Origin of the sequence: Rothia terrae, from assembly GCF_014705925.2 — a bacterium.
GTDB lineage: Bacteria > Actinomycetota > Actinomycetes > Actinomycetales > Micrococcaceae > Rothia > Rothia terrae.
Window position 1 is genome coordinate 410,586 of the sequence record NZ_CP061539.1, and the last position, 19,590, is coordinate 430,175.

General features: G+C 54.3%; 16 protein-coding genes. 15 read left to right on the forward strand and 1 reads right to left on the reverse strand.

Annotated elements, in window-relative coordinates:
* Positions 1 to 5: 5 nt before the first annotated feature.
* From IDM49_RS01995 to IDM49_RS02040, 10 genes are all read left to right on the forward strand, one after another.
* Positions 6 to 608 carry a histidine phosphatase family protein gene (locus tag IDM49_RS01995; protein ID WP_168614637.1) on the forward strand — a complete coding sequence of 201 codons (603 nt, stop codon included), beginning with the start codon at positions 6 to 8 and terminating at the stop codon, positions 606 to 608.
* The gene (locus tag IDM49_RS02000) at positions 608 to 1,054 is read left to right on the forward strand and encodes a VanZ family protein (protein ID WP_228008149.1); all 447 of its coding nucleotides are present in this window, start codon (positions 608 to 610) and stop codon (positions 1,052 to 1,054) included. Before IDM49_RS01995 ends, IDM49_RS02000 begins: the two co-directional genes overlap by 1 nt.
* A 129-nt stretch (positions 1,055 to 1,183) precedes the next feature.
* Positions 1,184 to 1,975 (forward strand): DeoR/GlpR family DNA-binding transcription regulator, encoded by a 792-nt coding sequence (locus tag IDM49_RS02005; RefSeq protein ID WP_190724844.1) that lies wholly within the window; start codon positions 1,184 to 1,186, stop codon positions 1,973 to 1,975.
* Complete coding sequence (locus tag IDM49_RS02010) at positions 1,972 to 2,934, forward strand: 1-phosphofructokinase family hexose kinase (protein WP_190724845.1); 963 nt, start codon at positions 1,972 to 1,974, stop codon at positions 2,932 to 2,934. The genes IDM49_RS02005 and IDM49_RS02010 overlap by 4 nt, the downstream gene beginning before the upstream one ends.
* A 69-nt stretch (positions 2,935 to 3,003) precedes the next feature.
* Positions 3,004 to 5,145, forward strand: coding sequence for a PTS fructose transporter subunit IIABC (locus tag IDM49_RS02015; protein ID WP_190724846.1), 2,142 nt, complete (start codon positions 3,004 to 3,006; stop codon positions 5,143 to 5,145).
* A 47-nt stretch (positions 5,146 to 5,192) separates the two neighbouring features.
* On the forward strand, positions 5,193 to 6,890 hold the full coding sequence (gene ptsP, locus IDM49_RS02020; protein ID WP_190724847.1) for a phosphoenolpyruvate--protein phosphotransferase: 1,698 nt from the start codon (positions 5,193 to 5,195) through the stop codon (positions 6,888 to 6,890).
* Positions 6,891 to 7,015: 125 nt separating this feature from the next.
* Positions 7,016 to 7,294 (forward strand): HPr family phosphocarrier protein, encoded by a 279-nt coding sequence (locus IDM49_RS02025; protein WP_168614631.1) that lies wholly within the window; start codon positions 7,016 to 7,018, stop codon positions 7,292 to 7,294.
* Between the two features lie 282 nt (positions 7,295 to 7,576).
* Positions 7,577 to 8,677 carry a lipid II:glycine glycyltransferase FemX gene (locus IDM49_RS02030; protein ID WP_190724848.1) on the forward strand — a complete coding sequence of 367 codons (1,101 nt, stop codon included), beginning with the start codon at positions 7,577 to 7,579 and terminating at the stop codon, positions 8,675 to 8,677.
* 168 nt (positions 8,678 to 8,845) lie between these two features.
* Positions 8,846 to 10,930, forward strand: coding sequence for a threonine/serine exporter family protein (locus IDM49_RS02035; RefSeq protein WP_190724849.1), 2,085 nt, complete (start codon positions 8,846 to 8,848; stop codon positions 10,928 to 10,930).
* A complete protein-coding gene (locus IDM49_RS02040; protein ID WP_190724850.1) occupies positions 10,927 to 12,669 on the forward strand; it encodes a threonine/serine exporter family protein in 1,743 nt (580 codons plus the stop codon). The genes IDM49_RS02035 and IDM49_RS02040 overlap by 4 nt, the downstream gene beginning before the upstream one ends.
* A 78-nt stretch (positions 12,670 to 12,747) precedes the next feature.
* Here IDM49_RS02040 and IDM49_RS02045 read toward each other — a convergent pair whose 3' ends face one another.
* On the reverse strand, positions 12,748 to 13,425 hold the full coding sequence (locus IDM49_RS02045) for a uracil-DNA glycosylase (RefSeq protein ID WP_190724851.1): 678 nt from the start codon (positions 13,423 to 13,425) through the stop codon (positions 12,748 to 12,750).
* A 65-nt stretch (positions 13,426 to 13,490) separates the two neighbouring features.
* On the opposite strand from IDM49_RS02045, the gene IDM49_RS02050 reads away from it, so the two are divergent.
* The 5 genes from IDM49_RS02050 (at position 13,491) to uhpT (ending at position 19,475) form a co-directional block, all read left to right on the forward strand.
* A complete protein-coding gene (locus IDM49_RS02050; RefSeq protein ID WP_190724852.1) occupies positions 13,491 to 13,739 on the forward strand; it encodes a DUF3263 domain-containing protein in 249 nt (82 codons plus the stop codon).
* Between the two features lie 112 nt (positions 13,740 to 13,851).
* Positions 13,852 to 14,451 carry a LytR C-terminal domain-containing protein gene (locus tag IDM49_RS02055; protein WP_190724853.1) on the forward strand — a complete coding sequence of 200 codons (600 nt, stop codon included), beginning with the start codon at positions 13,852 to 13,854 and terminating at the stop codon, positions 14,449 to 14,451.
* Positions 14,452 to 14,805: 354 nt separating this feature from the next.
* Positions 14,806 to 16,428, forward strand: a complete 1,623-nt coding sequence (groL, locus tag IDM49_RS02060) for a chaperonin GroEL (protein WP_190724854.1) — start codon at positions 14,806 to 14,808, stop codon at positions 16,426 to 16,428.
* A gap of 302 nt (positions 16,429 to 16,730) precedes the next feature.
* Entirely contained in the window at positions 16,731 to 17,813 is a 1,083-nt protein-coding gene (locus IDM49_RS02065; protein ID WP_190724855.1) for an SGNH/GDSL hydrolase family protein, read from the forward strand.
* Positions 17,814 to 18,065: 252 nt separating this feature from the next.
* On the forward strand, positions 18,066 to 19,475 hold the full coding sequence (gene uhpT / locus IDM49_RS02070; RefSeq protein ID WP_190724856.1) for a hexose-6-phosphate:phosphate antiporter: 1,410 nt from the start codon (positions 18,066 to 18,068) through the stop codon (positions 19,473 to 19,475).
* Positions 19,476 to 19,590 lie beyond the last annotated feature (115 nt).

Genomic DNA, 19,590 nt, shown 5'->3' on the forward strand with positions numbered 1-19,590 from the left:
AACACATGGTACGAGCTGAAGAACTGACCAAAGATTTAGGCGGCGGCGCCCTGCTAGTGATTCGCCACGGTCAGACAGACTGGAACAAAGCGAAGAAGATGCAGGGCTCCAGCGATATCCCGCTGAATGATCGAGGACGCGAACAAGCCCATGAAACCGGCAAAAAGCTGGTTGAAGAGGGTTTTGAATTCGATGTGCTGGTTTCTTCACCGCTGTCTCGTGCATACGAAACCGCGCAGGTTATTGGCAGCTACTTCGGGCTAGAAGTTGACCGCACTTACCCCGGTCTTGAAGAGCGTTCCTACGGCGAGGCGGAGGGGCTTGATATTCCCGCTGAGCAACGCGCGCATCCAGAAAAGTTCTACAGCGGCGTTGAGCCAGAACGCGATGTCTTTACCCGCGGCGTTCGCACCCTGCGCCAAATCGTGCGTGACTACCCGGGAAAACGCGTCATTGCTGTATCGCACGGCAGCCTAATTCGTCGTACTCTCTCAGCAGCCCGCGGAGCAGAAGTACCTTCGCCCATCGAAAACGCGATTCCTCATGATATGCCGCTGGACGGTCTGTTCGCGTGGGACGTCGATAACGAACCGATGCTGAAGGTCTAGTGGCAGCGTCGTTACCTCGACCTCAAAAAATGCTTCATCTAGCGTTATCGCTCTATGCGATAGCGCTAGTTTTTGTCGTGTTCTGGCCAGCTCACGTCGATGACAATGCCGCTGGCGGTGCGCTGGTTGATTTTATCGATCGAGGACGCGCCGAAGGATTTTTACCGGGATGGGTGGACTATTCGAGTATCGAATGGCTCTCCAACGTGGTGATGTTCGTTCCGTTTGGTTTCTTGTTGTTTTTTGTGTTGCCCGCGCGGTTGCGTTTTATAGCCGCCGTGTGTGGTTTTTGTGCTTCTGCATTTATCGAGTCAGTACAGTTTTTTATGCCGGAGCGAACAAGTTCCTGGTGGGATATCATGGCCAATACTTTGGGTGCGCTCGTAGGAGCTTTATTGGCGTGGGTGCTCAATAGCTTAAGAACTCGAGTGAAAAAAACAACATAATCCGCGAAAAACGCAACCAAGAAAAGGTTAAATCAGCGCGCTTCGCATTGACTGAACAACAAAAACCCACATAAAATCAAATGTATAAGGACCGCTCTAAAGGTCAAACTCCACACAAAAGGTAGTTTCATGTTCGCTGAAGAACGCCGTGCTGAAATAGCGAAGCTCGTAGCTTCCGCTCGACGCGTTAACGGTGCTGATTTGGCACGACGATACGAAGTCACGATGGAAACCGTGCGTCGTGACTTGGCCGCTTTAGAGTCTGAGGGCAAGTTACGTCGTGTGCATGGTGGTGCTGTAACTGTTGAACAGTCCACCTCGGTTGAATCTTCAATAGCTCTACGCCAGAGCATGAACACACCCGAGAAGCAGCGTATCGCTCATAAGGCATACGAGCTGTTGCGAGACTCAGATGCTGGCGCTGTTGTCTTGGACGCCGGTACCACTATCGAAATTCTTGCCGACCGTATCGCGAGTGAAAATTTCAGTTTAAAGTCAGGTGCTGATCGCCTGATTATTACCCACGCTCTGCACATTGCTGTCAAGCTTGCAGAGGCGGACGGCGTCGTCCTTGACCTCGTGGGCGGGCAACTACGCAAGATGACGTGGGCAGCAGTGGGCGCGCGCGCTGCTGAGCATTTTTCAACGATTCGACCCGACATCGCTTTCATCGGCGTGAACGGTCTCGATCCCGAATTTGGTCTTAGCACCCCGGGATTGAACGAGGCAATCGTGAAAACAGCAATCGTAAAATCAGCGCGCCGAGTTGTTCTTCTGTGCGATTCTGCCAAGTTCGCTCAAGAGTCACTCGTTCGTTTTGCAGGTCTTGAGGATATCGATACCCTCATCACCGATAAAGCCCCGGAGGGCGAGCTTGCTGCTGCCCTCGAAGAATCAAATGTAGAGGTGCTCATCGCATGATTGTTACACTAACCGCGAATCCGAGCATGGACCGCACTGTAGAGATTCCCGGCGTTCTCACCCGCGATGCAGTTATCCGTGCTGAGCGTGCTGTTGAAGACCCGGGTGGCAAGGGCGTCAATATTTCTCGTGCGCTTCAGAACTCAGGGTTTGAAACCACCGCCGTTTTGCCCGGTGATGATACCGACGCTGTGTTGGTGCGCCTGGCTGAAGACAATGTTGCGTGCAAGAACTTGCCAACTGGCGAGCCCATTCGCTCCAACATCACCATTGTTGAGCCCGATGGCACCACCACCAAGATCAATGCGCCGGGTACTCCGCTGAATGATGTTGCCCAGCAGCAGCTCACTCGTCTTCTGATTCAGGAGACTCAGGACGCATCGTGGCTGGTTCTAGCTGGCTCCTTGCCTCCCGGTATCCCGAGCGATTACTACTCCGTTGTTGGTCGCGCTATCCGCGAGGCACTGGGGGAGAAGGCACCCTCTATTGCTGTTGATACCTCTGGCGCTGCGTTGCGCGATGCGGTCAACGGTCAGGACGGTATGCCCAACCTCATCAAGCCCAACGCTGAGGAGCTTGCGGAGCTCGTTGGCCGTCCCGAGGCAGCCGATGAGCTAGAAGGCAACCCTGAACTTACTGCCCGCACTGCGCGCGAACTTGTGGAGCGCGGCATCGATGTTGTCTTGGCGACCTTGGGCGGCAAGGGCGCAGTTCTGGTGACTAAAGACGGTGCTTGGCACGCTCAGCACGCTCCCGTAAAGGTGCGTTCCACTGTGGGCGCGGGCGATTCATCGTTGGCAGGTTACCTGATTGCAAGCGAGCAGGGTAAAGCTCCCGTGGATTGCCTGATTCAGGCAGTTGCACACGGCTCAGCTGCTGCATCTTTGCCCGGCACTCAGGTGCCCCCCCTTGCCCAGACAACTCCCGAGGCCGTCACGGTACGCGAGCTGTCGCTGTAAAACTTCAATCTTTCGCGCGTCTTTGTGCGCGCACCACCCCTATGAGAGACATCTTCTAAGGAGGAGCACATGTCTGCACTTATCACTGCGGATCTTGTCACGCTCGACAAGAACCTCGGTGAATCACGTTTTAACGTGATTGAACACCTGGTGACATCCGTTGTGAATGCTGGTCGCGCGCACAGTTTTGAAACACTGTACTCGGACGCAAAAGCACGTGAATCAAAGACCGATACCGGTATTCCCGGTGGTATTGCGATTCCTCACTGCCGTAGCGAGGCAGTTACCGAACCGACACTGGCGATGGCCCGTCCTAACCCCGGCGTTGATTTTGGTGCTAAGGACGGCGCAGCCGACCTTATTTTCTTCATTGCTGCTCCTGCAGATGGCGATCAGGCTCACCTGAAAATTCTGTCGAAGATGGCTCGCTCACTGATGAAGAAGTCTTTCACTAAGGCTTTACGCGAAGCTCAGACTGAGCAGGAAGTCGTAGATTTGGTGAATGATGCCCTCGGCGTTAACGCTGATGGTTCTGGGCGCACCGCTGAGCAGGCAGCTGCCCAGCAGTCACCCTCAACTACCTCGGCTGGCGCTGCTACTGCCGGTGCCGCATCTGTGGCTGCGGGTTCTGTTGCAGCAGGTGCTAACGCAGATACTCACACTGCCGATAACACCGCGGGCGTAGCATCCACCGAGGCGAACGCAACCCCCGTAGCTTCTGGCGCACGCCGTAAGGTTGTAGCTATCACCGCATGCCCCACCGGCATCGCGCACACCTACATGGCAGCAGACGGCCTGACATATGCCGCTGAAGACATGGGCGTTGACTTCAAGGTAGAGCCGCAGGGTTCTTCCGGTGGTGACAAGCTCACTCAGGCTGACATTGACGCTGCTGACGCCGTTGTCTTCGCTGTTGACGTTCCCGTTCGTGGACGCGAGCGTTTTGCGGGCAAGCCCTACGTTGAAGTACCCGTCAAGCGCGGTATCGATGAACCCGAGCAGCTCATTAAGAACGCTCTAGCAGAAGCCGATAACCCCTCAGGTCGTCGTGTATCGGGCGCGGGTGCTGTCTCAGAAACCGCTGATTCCGCTGATGAAAACGGTTCATGGGGCAAGCGCATCTACAAGGCACTGATGTCCGGTGTCTCTTACATGATTCCCTTCGTTGCTGCGGCAGGTATCATCTTGGCAATCGGCTTCATGCTCGAGGCCATCACCATGCCTAACTTGGGCGAAGTAGACCCCAAGGCAATCCTTGACCTCAACGGTGAATCAGGCCGTAGTCTGTTCAACCTGCAGGGTGTTCCGCTGAGCCTCTACCTGGGTGCAGCTTTGCACACCATCGGTTCAACCGGCCTTGGCCTCATGATTCCGGCACTCGCTGCTTACATCGCATACGGTTTGGCACAGCGTCCCGGTATTGCACCCGGTTTCATCGCCGGTTCTATCGCTGTTACCGTTGGTGGCGGCTTCATTGGCGGTATCGTCGCCGGTCTTCTTGCTGGTCTTTGCGCTTACTGGTTGCAGCAGCTCAAGCTGCCGCGCTGGCTCGGCTCTATGATGCCCGTTGTTATTATTCCGCTGATTGCAACCCTGTTCTCAGCAGGTCTGATGCTTCTGATTCTCGGTGGCCCCATCGCGTGGATTACCACCTCACTGAACAACTGGCTGACCTCCATGAGCGGCACCAGCGCAGTTCTTCTGGGTATCATCCTCGGCCTCATGATGGGCTTCGACCTGGGTGGACCCGTCAACAAGGCAGCCTACCTCTTTGCAACCGCTGGTCTTGCAGCTAACACCGATGCATCACGCGAAATCATGGCAGCCGTTATTATCGCCGGCATGACCCCTCCGCTGGGTATGGCACTTGCTACCACCCTGCGCGGTAAGCTCTTCACCCAACCCGAACGCGAAAACGGCAAGGCAGCATGGTTGCTCGGCGCATCCTTCATCTCTGAAGGCGCGATCCCCTTCATGACTGCAGACCCCGCTCGCGTTATCCCCGCATCCATGGCAGGCTCAGCTATAGCTGGCGCAATCTCCATGGCATCGGGCGTTGCATCACCTGCACCGCACGGTGGTATCTGGATTATCGGTCTTGCAACCAACATTCCTATGTTCCTTGTATCGGTCATCGCCGGTACTGTTGTCACCGCTCTTGTGTACATCGCACTCAAGAGTGCACGCTCCAAGAACAAAGTAGACGCCTAAATCTCTTGTAGAATTTAGGCAACGACAATCTGTCAAAGGATAAGCACATGACTACTTATAAAGGCGTAGGCGTCTACGCAGGCCGCGTTATTGGCCCCGTTCTTCAGATGCCCGAGCCCATCGGCGAACCGGCAGCTAACCTCAAGCTCAACCCGAACGAAACCGGTGAGCAGGCTGCAGAACGCATCAAGGCAGCAGCTGAGGCTGTAAAGGCTGATCTGCTGGATCGTGCTGAACACGCTTCTCGCGACGGTAAAGCTGTTTTGAAGTCAACTTCTCAGATGGCAACCGACCGCGCACTGCTCAAGGGCGCTATCAAGCTCGTTGAGAACCAGGGTGTAGCTCCCGAGCGCGCTATTTGGGAAGCAGCGACTTCATTCGCAGACCAGATGCAGGCACTGGGCGGCTACATGGCTGAGCGCGTGACCGATATCTACGACGTTCGCGCACGCATCGTTGCAGAGCTGACCGGCCAGCCCACCCCCGGTATTCCTACCTCAGATGAGCCTTTCGTTCTGGCAGCGATTGATCTTGCTCCGGCAGATACCGCAACCTTGAACCCCGAGCAGGTTATCGCTTTGATTACCTCAGACGGTGGCCCTCAGGCTCACACCGCAATTCTTGCTCGCGGCCTTGGTCTGCCTGCAATCGTTGCGGCAAAGGGTGTTACTGAAATTGAAAACGGCACCGTTGTTTACGTTGACTCCAACGAGGGCGTTGTTAACACTGAGCCCACCGACGAAGACCGCGAAGCTGCTGAAAAGTACGCTAACCGCAAGCCCCTAGCTGACTTCGACGGCGAAGGCGTTCTGGCAGATGGCACCCACGTGCCGCTGTACGCAAACGTTGGCGACGGCAAGTCCGCTGAAAAGGCTGCCGGCCTTAAGGCTGAAGGTGTTGGTCTGCTCCGCACCGAGTTCGGCTTCTTGGGCTACGACGCTGAGCCTTCAGTGGAAACCCAGGCTGAAACCTACAAGTCAGTCTTTGACGCTTTCCCCGGTAAGCACATTGTCGTTCGTACCCTGGACGCTGGTGCTGACAAGCCCCTGCCGTTCTTGAACACTAAGGAAGAAGAGAACCCCGCACTCGGTGTTCGTGGCTTCCGTACCGACTGGACCGTTCCCGGTGTTCTGACCCGCCAGCTTGAGGCAATCAAGAAGGCATCAGAGGGTTCAGACGCTGACATCTGGGTTATGGCTCCGATGATTTCAACCACCTCCGAGGCTCGCAACTTTGCGAACATGCTCAAGGAAGTTGGCTTGGAAACCCGCGGTGTTATGGTTGAGACCCCGGCTGCAGCTGTCAACGCTGAAGCTATCTTGGGCGAAGTTGACTTCGTGTCAATCGGTACCAACGACCTCACCCAGTACACCATGGCAGCAGACCGACTGCTCGGCGATCTTGCTCACCTGAACAACCCCTGGCAGCCCGCTGTTCTCAAGATGATCAAGCTGACTGTTGAGGGTGCACGCCGCGCATCCACCGCAACCGGTACCAAGAAGTACGTTTCGGTCTGTGGTGAAGCTGCAGCTGATCCGGCTCTGGCAGTTGTTCTGGTTGGTCTTGGTGTAGATACCCTCTCGATGAACGCTGGCGCTATCGCAGCGGTTTCAGCGGTTCTCAAGAGCGTTACCAAGGAAAAGGCGCAGCAGATTGCGGTTGAGGCTCTGTCACAGATCTCATCAGCTGAGGCTAAGGCAGCAGCTCGCGACATGCTCCCTGTTCTGGATGAACTCGGTCTGTAAACACTAAAAACACTTTGTAATGTGAGTCAAAAAGGCGTGGTTTCGTACCCAAAATGTGCGAAACCTGCTTTAGACTCGATAGTGGAAGAACATATTCCACAACATTCCCATAAAGGAGAATCATCATGGCAGAACGTATTGCCACCATCGCAAGCCGCGTTGGCCTGCACGCACGCCCCGCAGCTATCTTCGCAGAAGCAGCAGGCGACCTGCCCGTTGAGGTAACCATCGCAGCTGAAGGCGAGCCCGCAGACGAGGCTATGGACGCAGCGTCAATCCTCTCACTAATGTCGCTCGGTGCAAAGCACGGCGACAAGGTTGTTCTGCGCGCTGAAGGTGAAGGTGCTGAAGAAGCACTTGACTCCCTCGTCAAGATCCTCGAAACCGACCACGACGCTGAGTAATTCTTAGCTCTATCGGTTAGTATCGCCCCGGCTCCCGCAAGGATGTGAGAGCCGGGGCGATATTTTTATGCCCAAGCTTGGCCGCACTACAGCGGTGCTGCGTACGGTATCTAGCGAACCCGCCAATCCGCATCCACAGGACGCCAAAAGTAAGGGGTATGAACGATAACGTGTAGCTCACGCGCGTGAAAACTGTAAACCTGCCGGTATCATCGCTAAACTTGTGGGAGAGCAAATGTACCGCGCATTGAGAGTGCGCCTGAAAGATAGAGTTGAGGCTCCTTGCGAGAATTTACCGCACGCTTTGCAACCGCAGAAGAAATCGCGGAGTGGGATTCCCACGTCACCGCGAACCCTAATGGCGGCAACCTGCTGCAGTCGGCGTCCTTCGCAGCAGTAAAAGCTAAGCACGGCTGGAAGCCGCTGTACCTTGTCTACGAGGGCACTACTGTACGTGAAGGTGAACAGGTGCCTTTCACCAGCTACAACCTGGTGCTTGAAAAAGCTGTTCCCGGTGTCGGCAAAATCTGGTACATGATTAAGGGCCCCGACGTATACAGCGTTGAGGAAATCCCCGAGATTTTGGATGCGAACAAGAAGTTCATTGAAGAGAACAAGCTTGGCGTATTTGCAGTAAAGATCGAGCCGGATATCGTGGCTTCTGAGTCAACGAACGCGTTCTTGGCACGCACCGGCTTGGTGAAGTCATTCAACATTCAGCCCAATGATTCCACCGCGATTCTTGATACCAACAAGAGTGAAGACGACGTTTTGAAGTCGTTGAGCTCACGCGGCCGCAATGCTGTGCGCCGTTCACTGCGCGAAGGTTGCGAAGTAACCCGCGTCGAGCTGACCGAAGAGAACATGCGCAAGATGTACGCTCTCATGGACACCGTCGGCCAGGGTACTGCTAATGTGAACCTGCGTTCATTCGACTACTACCGTGATTTCTGGACCACCTTCGAAAAGGCTGGCCAGGGACGCCTGTACTTCACCTACGAAGACGGTGAGCCTTCAGTGGGCGCCTACGTTATTAACTACGGCAATAAGGGCACCTACAAGGATGGCGGTTCAAAGCCGCGTCGTAAGCAGTACGGCGATTCGCACCAGGTTCAGTGGACCGCTCTGACCGACCTTATGAAGGAACACGGAATCGTAGAATATGATTTCTGCGGTACTCCGCCGAGCGATCAGCTGAAGAACAAGGAGCACAACTACTACGGTTTGGGCCTGTTCAAGACATCATTCACTAAGAACGTTGTGGATTTTGTGGGTGTCTACGATCAGGTTATTTCACCCGCTAAGTACAAACTGTGGACCAACTTCGCTGAGAAGGTTATGCGCCAGCTGTGGGTTCGTAAGACTGGTCAGCCTTTCTACTAAGCAAAGATCTAAGCGCTTGCTGTGCAGGTGAATCAAAGTATCTTAGAAATAGGCTTCGGCGGTTGCGTCTTCATCTTTTATATTGATAAAAGATAAGTACGGCAACCGTCGGAGTCATTTTTTCAACCGTGTGAGGCGTTGCGTCAGCAGAAGGAGGCCGGCAACATCGTGAGTCCTGCAGAAAAGACTGAACTGCAGCAAAAAGCGTACCCTTCTGCTTTTGAGCAGAGTACGAGCGCTTCTACCTCTGCATTCGGTGCTTTTGGGTCTACCGATGTTTTGCCACGTCAGCTGGTAACTGAGCCCGCCCCAGCGGCTGTAGAGCCTTCGCCTGCTGTAACGAGCGAGGACGCGACTGATGCGTTTGCTCCTGCAGATAGTGATTCGGTCTCGGCGGCGGATGCGTTTGGGCAAGGACTGCCCGCGATCTCAATGTCGCAGGTCAAAGATCCTTCACTGCGAGAGTACCTGCTCACGCAAACGGAGACTGAAAAGCCTGCAGAAGACACCACGCAGGCTTTCGGTACGGCGCCTGAGCTACCTGTTAGTCCCACCGCACCAGCTGAGCCTGTCTCCAGCCCCTTCGAACCCGCAGCGAGCCCGGTCAACGAAATAGCACCGCTGACATCCGCAATTCCGCTGGCAACCACTACGCTACCGGTTGCCTCATCGCAGGGCATCCAGCAAGCGTCCTACCCCTCTGTCGCTCCCGCGACCATCAGCATCCCCACGGTCACTCCCGCGCACAAGCCGGTGTCCCGTGTTAAATCTTCGCTGAAGTCCTTTGTTCAGGCAGATAAGTCGCTAACCCGCCCCATTCGTGGGTTGGAGCGCATTTCGCAGCGTCAATTTGCGCTGTCTTCGCGTCGTCACCGCGAACGCTATGTTCGTGAGAAAGAAGAAGCCCGCGAAGTACTGAACTTTACTCTGCGCCTGTCAGAGATCATGTTCCATTATGGCGCAGACGCCATGGACGTTGACTCCGCCATTGTTGCAGTTTGTGCCGCCTACGGTTTGGACGATGTCGAAGTGGATATCACTAACCAGTCAGTGATTATCAACTACGTCTCAGACATCGATGACGTCTTTAGCTCCGAGGGCGTCAACGCTCGATCCTCTGCGTCCATCGAACGCTTTAGCCACACCGTGGTGCGCGTGGTGCGTTCGTGGTCTGAGAACTACGCGGCGCTTGCCGATATTTACAAGCTTATTCATTCGATTACCGAAGAAGGCCTGACGCGTGAGCAGGCCGATAAACAGCTGCAAAAGATTAACAACGCGAAAAAGCTGTACCCGCCGCTGGTTGTTCTGTTAGGCAACGCGGTTGCCGCTGGTGCGTTGACCATCGGTATTGGTGGTAGCTGGCGAGCCGGTGTTGTGTCGCTGATTCTCTTCTTGTGCGTCTATTTTCTTGATCAGTTCTTGAGCAAGCTACAGATGCCGAGCTTCTTCCATATGGCCGCTAGCGCCGCCTTTATTACCTTTGCGGCTATATCTTTAGGTGATGAGAATTCGTTCTTGACGAGGGTTGGCCTGCCGGTTTCGGCGCCGCATATTGTGGCTGCCGGTTTGATTATGCTGGTGCCCACCTTCAAATTGGTGTCGTCGGTGCAGGACGCTATCAACGGGTTCCCGCTGACGGCTGCAGGTAGGTTGGTTTCTACCGGTATGTCCTTCTTAGGGCTTGTGGTTGGTCTTGCAACGGGCGTGACGGCGTTGGGGTTTGTGGGCGCACAGCCTCTGGATGTTTCGCAAAGTGCTTTTGAATTTCCTGCCCCGCTGATCAACATTACCTTCATGATGATTGGTACGTTGGCAATAGGTATTACCACGCAGGCACGTAAGAGTACTTTGATGTGGATTATGGCTGTTACATTGGCTGGCCTGCTAACGTACCACGGTTTCACCGCCGTCTTCGGTACGGGTAGCGGACGCGGTAATACTGCTGTTGCTGCCTTTGTGGTCGGTCTTTTGAGTATGTATCTCGCGCATCGCTTTCATGCCCCGCAGGCTATATTTTCAATTCCGTCACTGACCTTCCTGTTGCCCGGTCTTTCAATCTTCCGCGGTTTGTATTCGTTTACCGTGGAATCCAATTCGTCGCTGGGCGTTCCCGGAATTATCGCGGCAATGGCAATTATCCTGTCGATGGCATCGGGTGTTGTGCTGGGCGGCTACATCACCCAGTACCTCGTTCAAACCTTTAAACCTGCCCGAACCAACGAAGAAAACACCCAGGTTCTTGATCGATGAGCTCACACCCGTCGGCTCATCCCTTTGAGAACTCACCTCAGAACGCCGGCCCCGTGTCTGCGTTCGGTCAAGAGGTTTCTCTGCCGCTGGCTCAGGGGATTTCCGCAACGGCTGATGAGGTAGCAGAAGCGGCCGCGGAATTTGAGACTCCGGTAGCTCTTCACGAGTTTTCAACACCGTCCGTCACCACTGAGGGCGAGTTGCCGCAGGCGTCCTACCCCTCGGCTGTGCCTGCGCCCGTCCCGGCCCGTAAACCTCGATCACAGTTTGCGCAGTGGATGAGGGGTGACCAAACACCGACAGCGCCGATTCGAGGGCTGGCTCGTGTTGCTCAAAAACAGTTTTCGGTGCGCGCGCAGATTCGTCGCGAAGGCTTTGTCCAAGAAAAAGAACAGGCTCGCGACGTTTTGAACTTTACGGTTCGCCTTGCCGAGACCATGTTTCATTACGGTGCCGATGCGATGGACGTTGACGCTGCCATCGTAGGTGTTTGCGCGGCCTACGGGCTCGAGAACGTCGAAGCAAACGTGACGAACCAGTCGATTATTCTCAACTATGTGTCTGACGTGGATCGCGGTAGCTACTCGCCGTTTACTCAGACCACCGATGATCTTAGGTTTAGCCACACTGCGGTGCGCGTGATGCGCTCGATGTCTGAAAACTACGCCGCGCTGTCTCAGGTCTACAAACTGATTCACAGCATCACCGAGCAGGGATTGCCGCGTGAGAAAGCGCAGAAGCGTTTACAAGAAATTAATGACACTCCCAAGTTGAACTCGCCGTTTAAGGGATTGCTGTTCAACCTGCTAATGGCTGCGAGTTTTACCTTTGGTGTGGGTGGTAGCTGGCGCGGTGCACTGGTTGCCGTGTTCGTATTTCTTGTTTTACATACGACGGGGCAGTGGGCCGCTAAATTCGGGTTGCCTGGATTTTTCCGTATGATTATCAACGCCAGTGTGATGACGGGTCTAGCACTGTATATCAGTGACTATTCATCGTTCTTTGGTGATATAGGCTTTGTGGTTTCTGCCCCGCACGTCATCGGTGGTGGGCTGATGATGTTTATGCCGACCTTCTTTTTGGTGTCATCGGTTCAGGACGCGATTAACGGTTTTCCGCTGACCTCTGCCGGTAAAATGGTTTCAACCGCGATGACCTTTTTGGGACTGATTATCGGCATTGCCACGGCTACCGAGGTGATGGGGTATTTGGGTGCCACCGAGATTGACGTGCAGGCTGTAGTGTTTAATCCACCGCCTCTATGGATGAGTATTGCCGGCATGATTATTGGTAGCGTCATGTGTGCCTCTGTGGTGCATGGGACGCTTGCCAACATGGGCTGGGTCGTTGTGATTTCGGGCTTGGGGCAGGCTGTTTATTATGGTTACAGCACGTTTACAGGAGCTGAGATGAGCCGAGTCAATACGGTTCTTGCGGCGTTGACGGTGGGTGCTGTAAGTGCTTATCTTGCCAACAGGTTACATTCCCCGAGAGCTATATTTGCGGTTCCCGGCATTATGTTTCTGCTCCCCGGCCTGACCTTCTTCAAGGGCTTCTATGCCTTTAGCGTCTCATCTGATCCCACTGCCGGTGTTGCGGGAATTGTCTCTGCTTTATCGACGATTGTTGCTCTAGCCGGCGGTGTTGTGTTGGGCGGCTACCTGATGCAGTACCTCATTCAATGGCGAGCCGCTAGAGACAGTGCGCGCGCTGTGCGGCTGGCTACCTTCGACCGCTAACAATGCGGGGAGGCAAGAGGGCGGACGCTCGGTGGGAGCGTCCGCCCTCTTGTACGCCGTCTATGTGCTGCTTGCTCTCTAACTCAGCTGCCAGTTCACCGGCTGAGCGCCCTGTTGCACGAGTAGCTCGTTGGTGCGTGAGAACGGCTTTGAGCCGAAGAATCCGCGGGATGCGCTGAGCGGCGAAGGATGCGCCGATTCAACCACCGGATAGTTGCTGATGAGCTGGCGGCAGTTGCGGGCGTCGCGTCCCCACAAAATACCGACGAGGGGAGTGCCGCGTTCAGCGAGGGCTGAGATCGCGCAGGTGGTGATGGTTTCCCAGCCTTTATTGCGGTGTGAGCCGGCGTTGCCTGATTCGACGGAGAGAACTCTGTTGAGCAGCATGATGCCCTGGTCGCTCCACGCACTGAGGTCGCCGTGCTCAGCAACATTGATGTCCAGGTCAGACTGAAGTTCTTTGTAAATATTCTGCAGCGAACGCGGTACGGGACGAACATGGCGTTCGACCGAGAATGACAGCCCAACAGCGTGGCCCGGGGTAGGGTAGGGATCCTGTCCGATGATGAGGACTTTAACGTCTTTCATGGGGCGTTCAAAGGCTCTGAAAATGTTGGACGCCGGTGGGAGCGTTTGGCGTCCGGCGGCATGTTCTGCGCGGAGAAAGTTGCCCATTACCCGAATGTTCTCTTCGACGGGGGCGAGTGCCTGCGCCCAGTCTTCTGCCATGATGTCGGTAAGCGGTTGTGCTGGCATGGAAAAAACTTTTACCTTTCGTACTACAGTAAGTATGCACACGATCATACCTAGATGAGGTTCCCTTGAGCGAAGACGCTACCCCGAACGAGCCGAAAAATCCGCTCACCGAACAAGAGCAGAAAATTATTTCTATTGAGAAACGACGCTGGAAGTATCAGGGCGCTAAGGAGCAGGCTGTCCGTAGCGAACTGGGCATGAGCGCAGTTTCGTACTACCAGCAGCTTAACCGGCTAATTGATAATCCGCGCGTTATCGAACAAGAACCCGCCCTTACGCGTCGATTGCGCGAGCACCGCGACTCCGAGGTATAGCAACGGGGCGAAGGCGCAAGACACTCTCTGCGCGCTATGAGAATGTGGATTTAAACCCGAGGTCAACCGTGTAGCCTAGAAACATCCATTAGTCGATTTGAGGAGAAAACGCGTGAATAAGTACCCGCACGATGAGTTTGACGATGTCGATGAAGACTCAAAACGACGTGGCGTTTATCGCGCAATAAACCCAAACGCTGCTCGGGACAAGCGCTCAATTTTAGCGCTGATTGGCGCGGGTTTGGCCGCGCTGATTCTGGGCGGCTTCATGTACGTATTTTCACCGCAAAACGCCTCACCCGAGGCAGCTACCCAAGCAACCGCGTCCTCAACTCCCAGCGCCTCTGAAACTGCATCTGCCGAACCTATAGGTGAACCCTATGTTGTAGAGATTTACAACTCCGGTGGCGTGACCGGGGCGGCGTCGGACGCCATGAACCTGCTGATGAACTCGGAGCAGAATGTTGAGATTACCCAGGTAGGTAACTGGCACGGTGTGCCCGTCAATGTTTCCACCATCTACTACACTGCTGGCAACGAGCAGAAAGCTACGGCCGTCGCTGAAATTCTCGGGGTGGACTACACCGAAGAATCCACAGAGCAAGATAGCCCCGTTGTCGCCGTGCTCGGCCCTGAATACGTGCTTTCATCACTGCGTACCGACGAGGCAACAGACCCCTCAGCAACCGCATCTGCAACAGATTATCAGTAGTACGCTCTCTTCTGTATTCAGCGCTACTTTTTGCCGTAATAACCTGCAAACACGCATCCGTACTGAGCTGCGCGCACCTCTAAATGCGCTGTAGGCGATTAACCGGTACCAAAAACCGTAAGACGTTTGCGCTCGCTGTGCCATAGTGCCAAGATTGTAATTAGCACTTGATGCCGCCAACTGCTAAACATAGTGCTAGTTTTGTGGTTCTGGTGGCTCACTCAAGTAAAACTTTTCGTTTATCGGTGAGGTGCACGCATCCGGCTAAAAGAGACGCCGGACGCTCGATGCACCGTCCGTCGCGGGCACCGGTACTACGAACACCGACAATACGTCCAGGAGGGCGAAACACCAATGGCAAAGTTGATTGCTTTTGATGAAGAAGCACGCCGCGGTCTTGAAAAGGGTCTGAACACCCTTGCAGACGCAGTCAAGGTAACCCTTGGCCCGCGCGGTCGTAACGTTGTATTGGAAAAGGCTTGGGGCGCACCCACCATCACCAACGACGGCGTTTCAATCGCTAAGGAAATCGAGCTCGAGGATCCTTACGAAAAGATCGGCGCAGAGCTGGTTAAGGAAGTCGCTAAGAAGACTGACGACATCGCAGGTGACGGCACCACCACAGCAACCGTTCTGGCACAGGCACTCGTACGTGAAGGCCTGCGCAACGTTGCAGCTGGCGCTGACCCGCTGAGCCTCAAGCGCGGAATCGAAAAGGCTGTTGAAGCTGTTACCGCTGAGCTTCTCAACTCCGCTAAGGAAGTTGAAACCGAGGAAGAAATCGCTGCTACCGCATCAATCTCAGCGGGCGATAAGGAAATCGGTAAGCTTATTGCTCAGGCAATGGAGAAGGTCGGCAAAGAAGGCGTTATCACCGTTGAGGAATCAAACACCTTCGGTCTTGACCTTGAACTGACCGAGGGTATGCGCTTTGATAAGGGCTTCCTCTCAGGTTACTTCGTGACCGATCCCGATCGTCAGGAAGCTGTTCTTGAAGATCCCTACATCCTGATCGTTAACTCAAAGATCTCAAACGTGAAGGATCTCGTTCCCGTACTCGAGAAGGTCATGCAGTCAGGTAAGCCCCTGCTGATCGTTGCTGAGGACGTCGAGGGCGAAGCTCTTGCATTGCTGGTTCTGAATAAGATGCGCGGTTCCATCAAGTCTGTTGCTGTTAAGGCTCCCGGCTTTGGCGACCGTCGTAAGGCTCAGATGGCTGATATCGCTATCCTGACCGGCGGCCAGGTTATTACCGAAGAAGTAGGTCTATCACTGGATCAGGCAACCATCGACCTGCTGGGTTCAGCACGCAAGGTTGTTGTGACCAAGGACGAGACCACCATTATTGAGGGTTCTGGCGATGCAGCATCCATCGAGGGTCGCGTAGCTCAGATCCGTGGCGAAATCGCTAACTCAGATTCAGACTACGACCGCGAAAAGCTGCAGGAGCGTCTGGCTAAGCTGGCTGGCGGCGTTGCAGTTCTTAAGGCTGGCGCAGCTACCGAGGTTGAGCTCAAGGAACGTAAGCACCGCATTGAGGACGCTGTCCGCAACGCGAAGGCTGCTGTTGAAGAGGGTATCGTCCCCGGCGGTGGCGTTGCTTTGATTCAGGCTGGCGTAACCGCATTTGAGAAGCTTCAGCTTGAAGGCGACGAGGCTACCGGCGCGAACATCGTCAAGGTTGCTATCGACGCACCCCTCAAGCAGATCGCTACCAACGCAGGTCTCGAGCCCGGCGTTGTTGTTGATAAGGTACGTGGCCTGCCCGTTGGTACCGGTCTCAACGCAGCAACCGGCGAATACGAAGATCTCATGGCAGCTGGCATTAACGACCCCGTGAAGGTAACCCGTTCAGCTTTGCAGAACGCGGCATCCATCGCTGGTCTATTCTTGACCACCGAAGCTGTTGTTGCTGACAAGCCCGAGCCCGCAGGTGCAGCACCTGCAATGGATCCCGGCATGGGCGGTATGATGTAATCACGTGAAATAGCGGTGAGAGGCTAAAACTTTTCACCTCATTCACGCGATATGCGAAGGACGCGACGTCCCTCTTGGTGAGGGGCGCCGCGTCCTTTTTTTGTACCGGTTACGCAGAATAAAAGAATTCGTATGATGTAAACCATAAACTAAAAGAAAGTCGGCAGGCTTTTGACCTTATTTAAGCCTACAAACAGTCTTATGCTCTGTAAATATAAAAATAAACTCGCTAGGTTTATAACTCAATATTTATTCGGCTCTTCGATGAGGAGCCAATCTATTTTCGCGATTTAGGGGAAGACGTGAAAAAGACTATCGCTCTATCTATGGGCACTCTCGCTCTGCTGGCATCTGGGTTTGTACCTGCTCACGCTGCAGAGGCAGATACACCGGCACCTGCCGCTCAGGTTGCTGTTGCTGAGGACACCGCAACTAAGATGGATGCTGAAGCAGCTCGCCATTGGTTGGGCAAGCGTATGGGAAGCGCTATTGAGCTTGACTCTAAGGCAAGAGCGCAGAAGTACGAACGCGGTTACGTGGTGAACTATACCGATGGCAATACTTCGTACCAGAGCGCCATGAGCCCGCAAGTTTATGATTTCTGGACGGGTGCTAACAGCCCCGCTATCTCTTTTGAGGCTCAGGTTGCGCGCTACGGTTATCCCACCGGAACCGAGACTGCTAACCATTACTGGCGTCATATGAGCCAGGGGCCTCTCACTCGTTTTTACCGCGAGTCGGGCGATGACATGTACGGTTCGACTCTCGCCTACACTCCTTCTGCAGGTAAGGTCATGGACCGCTCATGGTGGCAGTACGCAGATGACGCTATCGACTGGGATGAGTCTGTTGTGCTGGGTGATTCCGCTGTTATTCCTAGCTGGAACACCGGTTATGTTGCGCAGGGTCTGCAGGCTGCCGGTTACTCTGCCAACGAATACACTGCAGCTGGTGCGGGTATCTCAGCTACCGGTGCAGATGGTTTGTCCATCAAGAACATGGTGGTTGATAACGCAGTGGCTCTGGGTATCGGTACTCCTTGGATCGTGGATATTCAGGCGTCGGCGGCTGATGCTGATGTTGACCCTGCAACGCTGGAATCCGATTTGCGTGAGACCATTGCGACCTTGCAGAAGGTTTACCCGAATGCGCGCATCGTGGTCAGCGATGTTCCTTCCACTAGCGACGACGCGAAGCTCAACGATTTGAGCCAGCGACTTGAGGCTGTTGCGGGTAACTCCGGTGCTCGTTTTGTGTCTACTCGGGGCTGGGTGAGCACGTACGGTCTTCAGGCTCAGGTAAACCCCGATGGCACCTTGTCAGCCTCGGCGCAGGATCAGCTTGTTACTCCGCTCAAGTGGGCGCTACGCAACGCTGTTAAGTAAATAGATCTCAAAAATCCCCTCACTTCGGTGAGGGGATTTTTGTTTCCCTAGAAATAAAAAGCGCGGGGGGAAATTTCTATTTATTTTCGTGGTTGCATCGAATGTTTAGAAAGTATTTTCACTCCTTTATCGCCAAAATTTGGAACAAAATCCAGAAGCAGGAAAGTGAACCGTTTGGTATAAATTCGGGTCTAAGCTGGCAGTAAGAACAGTTGTTCTCACACACCATTCACATTCATAGGGAGTGCTATCGTGCTTCAATTCTTTGAATTTAACAAGGTTCCCAATAAGGGAATCCCTCTTTCTGTACAACGTAAGCAGTGGCTCGGTCAGTTTCTTAAAGCCTTTTTCGTTGTGTTCTTCGTGTACATGTCCATGTACCTTATCCGTAACAATTTCAAGGCCGCTCAGCCTCTGCTCAAAGAAGAATATGGTCTTAGCACCCTAGAGCTGGGTTATATCGGTCTTGCCTTTTCTATTACCTATGGCCTGGGCAAGACTCTGGTCGGATACTTCGTCGACGGTAAGAATTCCAAAAAGCTGGTCTCAGCACTGCTGATTCTCGCCTCGCTCATGGTTCTTACCATGGGGCTTTTGCTCAGCGCGTTCGGCTCAGTTATCGGCATTTTTATCGTGCTGTGGGGATTGAACGGCCTGTTCCAGGCTGCGGGTGGCCCGGCGTCCTACTCAACTATTTCTCGGTGGGCGCCGCGTACCAAACGCGGACGCTTCTTGGGCTTCTGGAACGCCTCGCACAACGTCGGTGGCGCAATCGCCGGTGGTCTTGCGCTGTGGGGAGCTAACGTCTTCTTCAACGGCCACGTGGTCGGTATGTTTATTTTCCCCGCGCTGATCGGTTTGACTATCGGTATCGCAGGCCTATTTATCGGTAAGGACGATCCCGAGGAGCTGGGCTGGAACCGCAGCGAAGAAATCTGGGGCGAAGCTATTGAAGCTGAGAATACCGAAGCTGAGTCGCTGACTAAGTGGCAGATTTTCACCACCTATGTTCTCAAGAACCCGTGGATTTGGTTGCTGTGCGTTTCAAATATCTTCGTGTACATTGTGCGCATCGGCATTGATAACTGGGCACCGCTTTACGTCACTGAGGCACTGCACTTTGATAAGAGCGATGCCGTTAACACGATTTTCTACTTTGAAATCGGTGCGCTGGTTGCCAGCTTGCTGTGGGGTTACATCTCTGACCTTCTCAAGGGACGCCGCGCAGTGGTTGCTGTCGGTTGTATGCTGCTTATTTTCTTCGCGGTTGACATGTACAAGAACGCAACCAACGTGATGACCGTGAACATTGCGCTCTTCTGCCTGGGCGCGCTGATCTTTGGCCCGCAGCTACTGATCGGTGTCTCGCTGGTTGGCTTTGTTCCCAAGCGAGCGGTGAGCGTTGCAAACGGTATGACCGGTACTTTCGGTTACCTTTTCGGTGACTCCATGGCGAAGGTTGGTCTGGCAGCCATTGCAGACCCCGAGCGCGACGGTCTCACTGTGTTTGGGCATCTTCTGCACGGCTGGGGCGCGGTATTCACCGTTTTCTACGCAGCGCTGGTGCTGGGCATCATTTGCCTGCTCATTGTGGCGTACGGTGAAGAGCGACGCATCCGCCGTTTGCAGGCAGCGGAAGAACGTAACGAATTGATTGCTTAAGCCGCTGTCTGCCTACCGAGGGTAAAACCACCGGTGACTAGAAGAACCTTCTATAGGTTCTTGACCATCTAGTCGCCGGTGGTTTTCGTTACGGGGTATACCCTGGGTAATCGCG

Coding starts and splice junctions, on each gene's coding strand:
- IDM49_RS02015 (WP_190724846.1), top strand. CDS start 3,004: ATGTCTGCACTTATCACTGCGGATCTTGTCACGCTCGACAAGAACCTC.
- IDM49_RS01995 (WP_168614637.1), top strand. CDS start 6: ATGGTACGAGCTGAAGAACTGACCAAAGATTTAGGCGGCGGCGCCCTG.
- IDM49_RS02010 (WP_190724845.1), top strand. CDS start 1,972: ATGATTGTTACACTAACCGCGAATCCGAGCATGGACCGCACTGTAGAG.
- IDM49_RS02005 (WP_190724844.1), top strand. CDS start 1,184: ATGTTCGCTGAAGAACGCCGTGCTGAAATAGCGAAGCTCGTAGCTTCC.
- groL (WP_190724854.1), top strand. CDS start 14,806: ATGGCAAAGTTGATTGCTTTTGATGAAGAAGCACGCCGCGGTCTTGAA.
- ptsP (WP_190724847.1), top strand. CDS start 5,193: ATGACTACTTATAAAGGCGTAGGCGTCTACGCAGGCCGCGTTATTGGC.
- IDM49_RS02045 (WP_190724851.1), bottom strand. CDS start 13,425: ATGCCAGCACAACCGCTTACCGACATCATGGCAGAAGACTGGGCGCAG.
- IDM49_RS02025 (WP_168614631.1), top strand. CDS start 7,016: ATGGCAGAACGTATTGCCACCATCGCAAGCCGCGTTGGCCTGCACGCA.
- IDM49_RS02040 (WP_190724850.1), top strand. CDS start 10,927: ATGAGCTCACACCCGTCGGCTCATCCCTTTGAGAACTCACCTCAGAAC.